This window comes from Vibrio sp. 03_296, assembly GCF_002265885.1.
This window is the reverse complement of the sequence record NZ_NPKW01000088.1, coordinates 1-12,205: the sequence shown is the minus strand read 5'-3', so window position 1 is coordinate 12,205 and position 12,205 is coordinate 1. Positions and strand designations below refer to the sequence as shown.

Sequence of the window (12,205 nt, the reverse complement as noted above, 5' to 3'; positions counted from 1 at the left end):
GAGCTTCCTCTTGATGAACGCTTCCGGCACTTGCCCGGATGTGGTGTCAGGCTTCCCCAGTTACTGCACTGGCTCCCTGTTAACAATGCCACCCTCAAGCACAGCATAGGTCTGACTGAGTATTGGGCTTTGCGATGTTTCGGACGCTTACCCACCTATGCTGCCGAAGCAGGTTCACTTACGTTGTGTACTGTTAACTTCCTATTGCTTCCTTCAGACTCTGCCGTTGGCCAGCAACGCCCTTGCAATTCGGATTATCTTCCCCTCAGTCAGGGCGATTCGGGCTTCTTTCAACCCGACGGGTTTGCCAGCTTCGCTGGGCAAACAAAAAAGCCCAGCATAATGCTGGGCTAACGATCATCCATTCTGACGACAAATGGAAAGCAGTGCTTGCACTGGATGAAGAGGTTGAACGCCTTCAAACCGCTTCACCTGAGAGCGACATGAGTAACCGGTGATCAAGCAACGCTCTTTTGGTAATGCCTCCAAACTTGGCTGCCAGCTCAAGGCGTAAATATCTTTCGACATTTTTAGCTTGTCACTTTCGTGGCCAAACGTGCCAGCCATACCACAGCAGCCAACTGGAACGGTATTAAGCTGAGCGCCAAAATGGGTAAAAATAGTGCCCCATTCTTTTTCCGCGTTCGGTAACTTAGTCTTTTCTGTACAATGCGCCAGCAAATACCAAGGTGGCTCTGCACTGCCCTTTGTCACATCAAACTCTGCTAGACGAGGCAGTAACCACTCGTGCGCAGTGAGCACTTGAAAATCACCCCGTTTGTCGCCCAAGATCTCTTGATATTCATCGCGATAACAAAGCACCAATGCAGGATCGACACCGACCATAGGAATCGCTAAATCGGCCACCAGCTCTAAGAACTTTGCCGTATCACTCGCTGTCGCCGCAAAACGCTTTAAAAAGCCTTTGATGTGTTGCGCTTTACCATTGGGTTTGAACGGCAGCAATATCGGCGTCTTACCTAAACTCGTGACTAACGTAGCGAAATCTTCAACAACCTGTGCATCGTAGTAGCTGGTAAAGGGATCTTGAACAATCAAGACGTGATCGCGTTTTTCATCACTTGAAAGCGCATTTAACTGTTGTAAATCAAACTCTTTAAGTGTTGCCAGTCGCTGTTTCAAGGTCGGAACCGACAGCAAAGGCGTGTCCACGTACCCTACCGTTTTCTCCGTTAAGCTTTGCATCCACGACTGGCGAATCACGCCATTAATCAAGCGTGGCGCTTTAGACATGATCGGCAACAAGCTCTCGATGTTCGCAACCAGATAATCCTTCGCTGGGCGTTGATAACGGCTGTGGTAGATGTTGAGAAAGCGCGAACGGAAGCTCGGCACATCGACTTTAATCGGGCATTGGCTGGCACACGCTTTACACGCCAAACAACCATTCATAGCCTCATACACCTCATGAGAGAAATCGTACTCATGACGCTGATTAATTCGATTACGGACTCGATCAAGCATGTTCTTAATGGTCGGAGAACCCTGTAGGGTTTGAGCTTCCAAATCCAAAATATCAATGCCCTGCTCAGTCAACTGGCGCAGCCATTCACGAACCAAACCTGCACGACCTTTTGGTGAATGGCGTCTGTCTGCCGTCACTTTCATCGAAGGACACATTGGCGAACTTGTGTCGTAGTTAAAACACAAACCATTGCCATTACATTCCATCGCCTGTTTGAAGCTATCACGGACCTTGACATCGATTTGTCGGTCAAAGTACCCACGTTTCGTGTCCGAGACTTTGACGAGTTCGGCATCGCTACCCAGTGGTGTACAGATCTTACCCGGATTCATTTTATTGTAAGGATCGAACGCCGCTTTAATGCGTCTTAGCTCGGTAAACAACTCCTGGCCAAAAAAGTCAGGGCCGTATTCAGAGCGAAAACCCTTACCATGCTCACCCCACATCAAACCGCCATATTTCGCCACCAATTTGACAACCTCATCGGACACCTCATGCATGAGCAACTCTTGTGTCGGGTCGCAAAGATCAAGTGCTGGGCGTACATGCAAAACCCCAGCATCCACATGGCCAAACATGCCGTACTCGAGATTTTTACTGTCCAGCAGTTGACGAAACTCAGCGATAAAATCGGCCAAGTTTTCTGGTGGCACGCAGGTATCTTCCGCAAACGCGACCGGTTTGGCTCGTCCTTTCGCTGCACCAAGCAATCCAACCGCTTTCTTACGCATGTTGTAGATGCGCCCTAAGCTAGCGACGTCGTTACACACTTGATAGCCAATAATGCCGGCTTCACCCTGTTCTAGCATGCTATCGAGCTTGCTGGTCAGCGCGGCAATCTGCTCTGCGACTTCCAGCTCATTTTCACCTGCGTATTCCACCATGTTTAAACCGAGCATTTCCTGCCCTGGTACATCGGTAATCAAATCACTCACGCTGTGCCAAACAATGTCTTGCTTGGCAAGATTCAGGACTTTGGAATCAACGGTTTCAACAGACAGCGCTTTTGCCTCAACCATAAAGGGAGCATTACGTAGCGCCGCGTCGAAACTGTTGTATTTTACATTTACCAGCGTACGCGCTTTAGGAATCGGCGTGAGGTTGAGTTTGGCCTCAGTGATGAACGCCAGTGAACCCTCGGCACCACAGAGTACGCGAGTGAAGTTAAACTCGCCGGTTTGTTCTTCAATCGCATTTTTTAAATCATAACCGGTTAGAAAGCGGTTCAATGGCGGGAACTTGTCTACAATCTGCTGACGTTTTTCACGACATACCGATTCCGTGACTTGCAAGGCCGTGTGGGCAAATTGTCCTTCTTCGGGTAATCCTCTCGATAGATCCGATTCGAGCATTGAGCCATCGGCAAAAACGGCTTGCAGTGACAAAACATGATCGGACGTTTTACCGTATTTCAATGAACCTTGCCCAGAGGCATCGGTATTAATCATCCCACCCAGCGTTGCGCGATTACTGGTCGACAAGTCTGGAGAGAAGAAAAATCCATATGGCCTCACAGCATCATTCAGTTGATCTTTCACTACGCCTGCTTGAACACGCACCCAGCCTTCTTGCTCGTTGATCTCCAAAACTTTGTTCATATGGCGAGAGAGATCAACCACAATCCCTTTAGTTAAAGATTGGCCATTGGTGCCCGTACCGCCGCCTCTTGGAGAAAAGGTGATGCGCTCAAATAAGGGGTTTAGGCTAAGCTTGCAGATGAGTGCGACATCTTGTGTGCTTTTTGGTAAAAGTACAGCTTGAGGTAACTGTTGATACACGCTGTTATCAGTCGCAACAGCAAGGCGACTTGCGTAATGAGATTCAATGTCACCGTTGAAACCAGCTTGCTCAAGCTCTTTGAGAAAACTAAGAACAACGGGATCGACATCCGATTGAGAATTAAGTCTTGGTAACATTTGCTTCCTGCCCCTACAACACTGATCCTATCAGCCACGGGTTTATGATTAGAGTTAGAAATTAATCTTTGAATTTCGTCACTTTACAACATTTAAAAAGGTGATCAAAACAGAATCTGAATGCAAAAATGAAAGTTGTACTTTCTTTTCCGGTGATACCCACCTAAAGTCATTGAAAGACCATATGTAAAGAACTTAAACAGAGCATTGATAATGAAAAAAACAGAGTCGTTACGACCGAAGATATCTTGTTAAAACTGTGTCAGTCCGTATCTGGAGTGCTCACTTCTGCCACCTCTTCTCAAATTCACTATTCTGCAATGGTGCAGAAAATCAACAAAACCAGCCTAAAGCCTGATTTCGGCTGTTTTGTTCTTTTTGATGGTGGTTTTACTGGCCTTGTCGTCATCAACTTTACCGCAAAAGCAGCATTAGAGATTTACACCAATTACATGCGTAATATGGGCATGCCAGAAGAAGAACTGGCCGTGTTGCACACCTCAGATGAAGTGGGTGATGTACTGGGTGAGTTGATGAACCAATTAGTCGGCGATTTCACCAATAAAATTCGCAAAGAACTGCAAACCAACATCACCCAAAACCAGCCAAAAATGCTGTCTCTGAACAAACAGGTTATTCTTTCGGTGGATACCAACCTAGACCGCCCACAAGCGCGTCGCGTGACCTTCTCAACGGCAAATAACAACATCTTCTACTTAGAGCTTGCGATGGATAAAACTGAATTTATTCAGCTTGAAGATTTCGAAGTCGCTGAAGATGAGAATCCGGATGATATTTTAGAAGCGGCGCAAGCAAACATGCGCGGCAAGAAAGCAGAGAGCAACTCATCAGAAGAGGAATTAGACATTACCTCAGATTTGCTTGATGAACTGGGTATATAAGCCTTTTCGCAATATCTAGCCAGCGAAAGCCGTGTCCACTGTGACACGGCTTTTTTGTCACCGCGCCTCTCGCAAGGATTCAAATTTTGTCGAAAAAAAGGTATGATGTCCGACTTTGCTGATTGAGTTAGGTTTTTGCCATTGTCTATGGATAAACAAAAAGCGCTGAAGAAAATTGCCAAATGCCTAGAGCTAGGCAACTCCGCCAATGTCAACGAAGCGGCCAACGCGATTAAGATGGCGCATCGCTTGATGCTCAAGTATGGCCTCGACAAAGACGATATCGAGTTCATTAAGATGGGAAAAACTCAATCAACCCATCTTCTGCCTGCGAGTATCAGTTCCGTCTTACTGCGTGTTATTCGTGGCATCAATACCAAATTTGGTGTAGAAGCAGTGTTGCTTAACCATAAGGGACTCAAACGCTTAGAGTTCATTGGTGAAGCTGACCGTGCTATTTTCGCCGCTTTCGCCTTTGACATTATTTACCGTGAAATGAACGAAAGCACGGGCCAATTCCGCAATAGCTTTGCAGGCTCTGGCACCTCTTCACTTGAGGTGACACGACGAGTCAACTCGTTTGTCTCTGGCTGGGTAGAAGGCGCGTTGGAAAAACTGCCCGTGATCACGCCTGATGAAGAATCGGCTAACAAAATCAATAACTACATCGATAAAGAGTTCCAAAACATCGATCGTGAAACCTTTAAGCAGCAACTGCGTGAGGCGATGAAAAATCTCACCGCCGATTACGAAGTGGGCCTAAAAAAAGGGCGCAAAGTGTCGGTAAACCGCCCAGTTGGCGGTGCGCAAGCGATGAAACAAATCGAAAAAAGATAACCTTACACTGACATTTCTCTCATTGACTTGCTGAATAATCCGCACGGAGGCAGCAGTTAGCCTCTGAATGTACATGGAGAGATGACTTTGAAAAAAGTTTCTATTGCTTTAGCAATTCTTCTGACTCTAAGCGGATGTCAGGCAACTCAACGTCAGAATGCAACCACTGGCGAATCTGAAACCAACTCAGCCACCAAAGGCGCACTGATTGGTGCGATTGCAGGCGCAGTAGCCGGCGCGGCAACTGGCGATAAAAAAGATCGTGGTAAACGTGCCCTGATCGGCGCAGCAGGTGGAGCCGCTATTGGTGGTGGTGTTGGGTATTACTTTGACCAACAAGAGAAAGCCTTGCGTGAAGCACTGCTTAATTCTGGCGTTCAGGTCGAACGTGTTGGCGAAAATCAATTGCTGTTACGTCTTGAAAATGGCATCGGTTTTAGCTCAAGCTCTTATGCTCTGGATAGCAGCATTCACAATACCCTTAAAGGTGTGGCTCAAATCTTAGTTGAGTACCCAGATACCAGCTTAGTGATTGATGGCTTTACTGACAGCACAGGCAATGATGCCTCTAACCAAATTCTCTCCGAGCGTCGCGCTGAATCCGTCCGTAGCTTCCTGATTTCTCAAAACGTTGCTGCAGGCCGAGCCGTCGCACGAGGCAACGGTGAACGTTACCCTCTTTGCACCAACAGCACCGCAGAAGGCCGAGCGTGTAACCGCCGTGTCGAAATACAAATCCTGCCACTCAAGTAATAACACAAAGTTGGCAATTTTGGCTTAGCTGCTGATTTCACATTAGGTTCAGTCTATAATTTGGACTGAACCTAACCTCTAGAGATCCCATTTTGCGCAAACCCATTTTGCTTGTTACTTCGCTCATGTTCCTGATGCTTTCTTTTGGCTCTCATGCGGAAAGTACACAGGAGTTAACAGCAAAAGCCAATCAGCAAGATCCCAAGGCACAATATCAGCTCGCGGTTCAACTCGAACAGCACCAAGATGACACGGCTTCTGTCGATGCTTTCTATTGGTACCAACAATCGGCTGAGTTAGGGTACGAGCCTGCCCAGTTTAAACTCGCACAAGCTTTAGAAAGCGGCATAGGGACGCAAGTCAATATTAAAAGCGCCGCAAATTGGTACCTCCACTCGGCACTTCAAGGTAATCAAGCTGCCCTACTGCGTTTGGGTAATCTCTATGAACAGCACGGCAATGAATTTAGCAATCTTGAACTTGCTCAGCAGTGGTTTGGTATTGCGGCAAAAACCAATCCGCAAGCCGATCAAGAATACAATCGCATACTTGAACTTAAATTCAACCAGTTGCGTGCTAAGCAAGTCTCTGCGATATCGCAGCTCGATAACGCTTTGGCAGAACCCGTTGACGAGCATTCGCTCACATCAAACCAAACCAATTTCTCGCAAAAAAACCGTGCTTCTGTAGTCAGTGATTGGATCCCTATTGCTCTCTTGCTCACCGTTATTCTTGTAGCCGTCTCTTTAGCGCGCACAATACGAAAACGTCGACTCACTCAGCAAATAGACCACGACTTAACACTAGAAAAGGAACTGAAAAGTCAGCAGTTCAGTAACAAGCAGTTAAAACGCCAGTTAGAAAAAGTCTTTAACGAGTACAAAAAGCTGCAGAATCAACAAAAAAATCATAAGGTAGCGCTGGCTTGCGCGATGTTTGGTTACCTGCCAAGTAACATTCCTGACGAAAAGTCGATCAAAATTCGCTTCCGCCAGCTTTCGAAACTCTACCACCCAGATGCCAGGGGTAGTGAAGAGGAAATGAAGCGTCTAAACGGAGCATTAAAAGTACTATTACAGAATGTTACAAATAAGCAACATAACAATTGTTGATATATCAATCAAAACACGAAACACCCATACAATCTACTCTCGCAATCGATTACGCTCTCAAATTTTATTTACAGACATTTAACACCCATAGAAAAGTTATGGCATAATAGCGCCGCAAAATAACACCTAACCAAGACTCTAGGTGGGGAGAACGAGATGTTTACAATTGAAGGCACCTGCGATTGGTGCAAAAAGCCAAGAATGCTGACTAGACATGACTATCTTGATGGCAAATGCCATCATGCATGTCAAGAATGCAATGACATTGCGAAAATTGATGTGCGCTTGTTTAACATTGGTGAACAACAGATGCGTGATCGTCAAATGTTAAGTTCATAGTGTCAGCTAGCCGCACTTTATCGTAAATAAAAAATCAATAAGCTTGGATAACCACTCTAGGAATGAATCAAGCGTCAATGGATGATTTCGATACCCTCTCTTTGCAGAGGGTATTTTTTATCGTCAGTGCCAGCTTCCCCTTCGCTTCTTCTACCCATTTTTCTCCTCAAACAGACAGACCTTCGCATAACGAGAAATATTCAACTATCTTTCTGAAGCATTGTGCAATCGAATACATTTGTGACATCACTCTAATAATGCAACATAAACCATCGTTACATTACTTATAGTGACAAAGATCACTGAAGAGTTTTCGTTCTTGCATAGAATAACCTTCCATGCAATTACAAGGATTCACCATGAAGAGTCGCTTTGAGAACGCGCTGGCAAGCGCACCAGAATCACTTTCACGCCATCTAGCGCCTATCATTTTGGCTGCTGACTTTGATGCTTCCCTTTCAACAGTTCAGTTTGATGAGTTACTCAAGCAAACAGGGATGACCGATAACCAACTGCGCGTTGCGCTGCTTCCCTTTGCTGCCGCCTACTCTTACGCGCCCATCTCTGAGTTTTATGTTGGCGCGATCGTTCGTGGCCTATCTGGTACTCTTTATTTTGGCGCTAATATGGAGTTTGATGGAGTCCAACTTGGACAAACAGTTCATGCTGAACAATCGGCGATCAGCCATGCATGGATGAAAGGCGAGCAAGGTCTTTCAGACATCACCATTAATTTCAGCCCTTGTGGCCACTGCCGTCAATTCATGAATGAATTATCCAGTGCCAAAGAGCTTAAGATTCAATTGCCAGAGCGCGAAGAAAAGAAACTACACGACTATCTGCCAGATTCATTTGGCCCTTCAGATTTGGGCATCGAATCCGCATTAATGAGCCAAGTCCATCATGGTTTCACCACTGAAGATGATGATGCCTTAATGCAACGTGCGGTTGAAGCGATGAACCGCAGTCATGCACCTTATACACACAACTTGAGTGGCGTGGCATTGCAAACGGAAAGTGGACGAGTTTATCTGGGTGCATACGCCGAAAACGCCGCTTTCAACCCAAGCCTTCCACCACTGCAAGTGGCTTTAATTCAGTTGCTTCTAGCAGGCGAGAGATTTGAAAATATTCAATCGGCGGCGCTTGTTGAAAGCCATAAAGGCAAAATTAGCCACTTAGCATGCACTCAGTCAACACTGGAAGCCTTAAAACCCGACATTCCAGTGAGTTATCTCAGCCTATAGCGATATCTCGTCAGCCCTACTTTACGTAGGGCTTTCTTTAAAACCACAAAGCAAACGTTTGCTTTGTGGGTCAAATTGAGTATGATCGGCGGCAATTTTATTCTCTCTGATTACTTTTAAAGGAAGCACTATGTTCGGTACCGCGACTCGCGAAAGCGCCACACGCGTATTACTTTTAGGCTCTGGTGAACTCGGTAAAGAGGTGGCAATCGAATGCCAACGTCTTGGTCTGGAAGTGATTGCCTGTGATCGTTACCCTGATGCACCCGCGATGCAAGTAGCACACCGCAGTTATGTTTTCGACATGTTAGATGCAAGCGAGTTAGAAAAAGTTATCGCCGTAGAACAACCTGCGTTTGTGGTTCCGGAGATCGAGGCCATCGCAACAGACAAGTTGGTAGAACTTGAGGAACAAGGCTTAAACGTGGTTCCTAGTGCAAAAGCAACCAAACTTACGATGAACCGTGAAGGGATTCGTCGTTTAGCTGCAGAAGAGCTTGGCCTCACTACCTCACCCTATCGCTTTGCAGATAACTATCAGCAATTTGTCGAAGCCGTTGAAGCGGTGTCGATTCCTTGCGTTGTAAAACCCGTGATGAGTTCTTCTGGCAAAGGACAAAGCGTGATTAAATCTCCAGCCGACATTGAGAAAGCATGGCAATACGCTCAAGAAGGCGGTCGCACAGGCGCTGGACGAGTGATTGTTGAAGGCTTTATCGACTTCGATTATGAGATCACTCTTCTTACCGTCCGCGCGGTTGATGGCGTGCATTTCTGTGCACCAATTGGCCATCGACAAGAAGATGGGGATTATCGTGAATCGTGGCAACCACAAAAAATGTCTGAAAATGCTATCAAAGCCGCAGAATACACCGCCGAGCAGGTCGTCAATGCGTTAGGCGGCTACGGTCTTTTCGGTGTAGAACTTTTCGTCAAAGGTGACAAGGTGATCTTCAACGAAGTCTCCCCTCGCCCGCACGATACTGGGCTAGTAACGCTCATCTCTCAAGAAATGTCTGAATTTGCTCTCCACGTTCGCGCATTTACTGGCATGCCAGTCAACAAGATTACCCAATACGGCCCTTGCGCGTCAGCGGTGATTTTAGGCAATGGTCAGTCAGAGAACATTCGCTTTGACGGGATGTCTGACGCTCTTGAACAACCGCAAACCCAGTTACGTCTTTTTGGCAAACCCGATATTAATGGTCGTCGTCGTTTAGGCGTGGTGTTGACACGTCGTTCTAGCACTGAAAAAGCAGTGGATGCGGCAATAGAAAGTGCCAAGAAAATCAAAGTAATTTACTGAATATCGTTTTTCGGTTCAGCCGATTAAAAAGGGTAGCTCACGCTACCCTCTGTTATTTGTCGCTTTCAATAACGTAGACTTCTTCGCTAAAGCGACTTAAGCCTTGTTTTGCAATTTTGGGATGATGTTCATCCGCAATGTCTTGATGCAAACGTGTCACACGCATGCCCGAAAATAAGTGTTCTATCTCTTTTTGAGCCACCGAAAACGGAGGGCCAGACATCTCTTGCTGAGGGTAATCTAAACTCACCAGTAAAATACGCCCGCCAGGATTTAATAGACCACGAATGCGTTGTACATACTCCACTCGCATCTCTTTTGGCAACGCGATCAGTGCAGCACGGTCGTATATCAAATCTGCTTTACTGAGCGGAGCGGTGAAAAAATCCCCCGCGTAAATAGCCAACTCATCAAACTGATAGAGCTCATGTTGGTCGGAAATCGGAATCACCGTCGGAGTGTAGAAGTGCTCTGCAAAAAATGACCGCACAGCAATCAAACTAAGTTCAGCGCCTTCAACGTGATCATGTTTTGTGGCTAACCACGCAAGATCTTCTGTTTTGCCACAAAGTGGAACCAAAACCGTTTCTTCTCGCTTCGGCGCCAATGCAGACCAAAAACGGGTCAACAGTGGGTTAACGTCTTCCAAATGGAAGCCAATCTGATTGCTGGCCCATTTGTTGTGCCAAAATTCTGCATCTATCATCGTGATTTGTATCTTTCTTTTGAACTGACCTGCGCCATAGCCTAACCAATAATTAACATTGAAAACAGTGAAAAGTGGTTTTCGTTCATATTTCGTTAATCCTAGAAATGTAGAGTGTATGACTGAAATCGGAGGATTATGCAGTGTGTGACACTGCGCACATAAGAGAAACATATACACTTATCTTGATTGTTTCCTGACAGTGCGCCCCCATAACTTAAGTAACTTGACTGTGTTTTAGACCTTTTAACTCCCCGTTTACTAAAACAACGCAAGTTAAGGAGAGTGAATGAGCTTATTTCTTCGTACTACCGCATTGATGCTTTTGGTACTAAGCCGTGCACCTGCGTTTGCAGCCATTCCCACCGCGCCATCGAACCAAGAAAAACAGCGCGAAACCAGCCAAAATGAAGTGTGCTCAAAACTGTTTAAACACAGCTTGAGCGGTTTATACGGCATTCAATCCACTGATACGCGACCACTTCAACCCTACACTGATTTCGACGTGCTTTATAGCAAAGCACATCAAGCGCAATTTGAGCTCGAGACCATCGTAAAGAGCACGGCGCTGTTGACGGATACTCAGCCCTATTTTGCTGGTGTGAAGTCACAACAACGTGCAAAACAAAAAATTGCCTTGGAACTTAATCATCAACCAGAGCGTATTACTGACCTCGCTAGGGCAACCATTGTGGCCGATGACGTGGCTAGCCTTGTTAGTGCCTACGAGGCTTTAGATCGAGAAACACGCATCGTAAAGGTGAAAAACCGCTTTAAGAGCCCAGGTGAGTCTGGATATCGCGACCTCAACCTGTTGGTGCAACTACCAAAGACTAACTTAGTTGCAGAAGTCCAATTGCATCTAAAAGCCATTGCAGATGTGAAAAGTGGCCCTGAACACGATTTATATCAGCAAATTCAAATGATGGAGAGACAAGCGGCAAGTGAAACGCGTTCACTGAATGATGTCGAGTTGGCGACCATTAAACGACTAAGAAGCCACTCGAAAGATCTTTACCAACAAGCGTGGCAACCTTATTTAACCACACACTTGGAAGCGGCTTAAGCGCTTAAGCAAATAAGCAAGTTAGATACCGAAGATAAACGAAGACCACGCAATGCGTGGTCTTTCAGTGTTCAGATTCAATTACTTTTTAAGATTTTCGACGCGAGCTTTTAGCTTCTGGCCCGGTCTGAAAGTGACAACGCGTCGTGCAGTAATTGGAATGTCTTCACCGGTTTTTGGATTACGACCAGGTCTTTCGTTCTTATCACGTAAGTCAAAGTTACCAAAACCTGATAGCTTTACCTGCTCGCCATTTTCTAGTGCCTTGCGAATTTCTTCAAAAAACACTTCAACCGTGTCCTTGGCGTCCCGTTTACTAAATCCTAGTGTTTCAAACAGGTTCTCTGCCAAATCGGCTTTTGTGAGCGCCATAAAACTTTCCTCAAAGCTAAGTTATACCTTGCTACACAGTGGGTAGCGCCAAAGCAATTTGCCCTACCAATCAACAACATATCGGGCTTACAACGGAAAGTGTATGCCAAGCTTCTGATTTACGCCAACTTTTTTGATCTAAATCGCTGCATTGAAATCAAAA

General features: G+C 45.9%; 12 protein-coding genes. 9 read left to right on the top strand and 3 right to left on the bottom strand.

Translation table 11 applies throughout. From position 1 onward, the window contains the following. On the top strand, positions 1 to 354 hold a 354-nt coding region (locus CIK04_RS33270), incomplete at its 5' end, for a hypothetical protein (protein ID WP_325205710.1). 3 nt (positions 355 to 357) lie between these two features. On the opposite strand, the gene CIK04_RS11395 is transcribed toward CIK04_RS33270, so the two are convergent. After that, positions 358 to 3,402: an FAD-binding and (Fe-S)-binding domain-containing protein gene (locus CIK04_RS11395; protein ID WP_097353608.1), complete on the bottom strand. Its 3,045-nt coding sequence runs from the start codon at positions 3,400 to 3,402 to the stop codon at positions 358 to 360. 206 nt (positions 3,403 to 3,608) lie between these two features. On the opposite strand from CIK04_RS11395, the gene CIK04_RS11390 reads away from it, so the two are divergent. The 7 genes from CIK04_RS11390 to purT all read left to right on the top strand — a co-directional run bounded on the left by CIK04_RS11390 (position 3,609) and on the right by purT (position 9,898). Then, positions 3,609 to 4,304, top strand: coding sequence for a DUF3334 family protein (locus CIK04_RS11390; RefSeq protein WP_101957132.1), 696 nt, complete (start codon positions 3,609 to 3,611; stop codon positions 4,302 to 4,304). Between the two features lie 147 nt (positions 4,305 to 4,451). Further along, entirely contained in the window at positions 4,452 to 5,141 is a 690-nt protein-coding gene (locus CIK04_RS11385) for a DUF2786 domain-containing protein (protein ID WP_011080250.1), read from the top strand. 87 nt (positions 5,142 to 5,228) lie between these two features. Beyond that, the gene (locus tag CIK04_RS11380; RefSeq protein WP_026050560.1) at positions 5,229 to 5,894 is read left to right on the top strand and encodes an OmpA family protein; all 666 of its coding nucleotides are present in this window, start codon (positions 5,229 to 5,231) and stop codon (positions 5,892 to 5,894) included. A 92-nt stretch (positions 5,895 to 5,986) separates the two neighbouring features. Next, complete coding sequence (locus tag CIK04_RS11375; RefSeq protein ID WP_232708699.1) at positions 5,987 to 7,006, top strand: J domain-containing protein; 1,020 nt, start codon at positions 5,987 to 5,989, stop codon at positions 7,004 to 7,006. Positions 7,007 to 7,162: 156 nt separating this feature from the next. Next, on the top strand, positions 7,163 to 7,345 hold the full coding sequence (locus CIK04_RS11370) for a hypothetical protein (RefSeq protein ID WP_017421069.1): 183 nt from the start codon (positions 7,163 to 7,165) through the stop codon (positions 7,343 to 7,345). A 359-nt stretch (positions 7,346 to 7,704) separates the two neighbouring features. Further along, positions 7,705 to 8,592, top strand: coding sequence for a cytidine deaminase (gene cdd / locus CIK04_RS11365; protein WP_097353609.1), 888 nt, complete (start codon positions 7,705 to 7,707; stop codon positions 8,590 to 8,592). 130 nt (positions 8,593 to 8,722) lie between these two features. Next, positions 8,723 to 9,898, top strand: coding sequence for a formate-dependent phosphoribosylglycinamide formyltransferase (gene purT / locus CIK04_RS11360; protein WP_039451669.1), 1,176 nt, complete (start codon positions 8,723 to 8,725; stop codon positions 9,896 to 9,898). Positions 9,899 to 9,950: 52 nt separating this feature from the next. Here purT and CIK04_RS11355 read toward each other — a convergent pair whose 3' ends face one another. After that, positions 9,951 to 10,604 carry a thiopurine S-methyltransferase gene (locus CIK04_RS11355; protein ID WP_097353607.1) on the bottom strand — a complete coding sequence of 218 codons (654 nt, stop codon included), beginning with the start codon at positions 10,602 to 10,604 and terminating at the stop codon, positions 9,951 to 9,953. A 289-nt stretch (positions 10,605 to 10,893) separates the two neighbouring features. Here CIK04_RS11355 and CIK04_RS11350 point away from each other — a divergent pair, with 289 nt between their 5' ends. Continuing rightward, a complete protein-coding gene (locus CIK04_RS11350) occupies positions 10,894 to 11,670 on the top strand; it encodes a phosphoribosylglycinamide formyltransferase (RefSeq protein WP_097353606.1) in 777 nt (258 codons plus the stop codon). An 81-nt stretch (positions 11,671 to 11,751) separates the two neighbouring features. Here the strand turns inward: CIK04_RS11350 and ihfA are convergent, their stop codons facing one another. Then, on the bottom strand, positions 11,752 to 12,042 hold the full coding sequence (ihfA, locus tag CIK04_RS11345; RefSeq protein ID WP_017421074.1) for an integration host factor subunit alpha: 291 nt from the start codon (positions 12,040 to 12,042) through the stop codon (positions 11,752 to 11,754). Positions 12,043 to 12,205 lie beyond the last annotated feature (163 nt).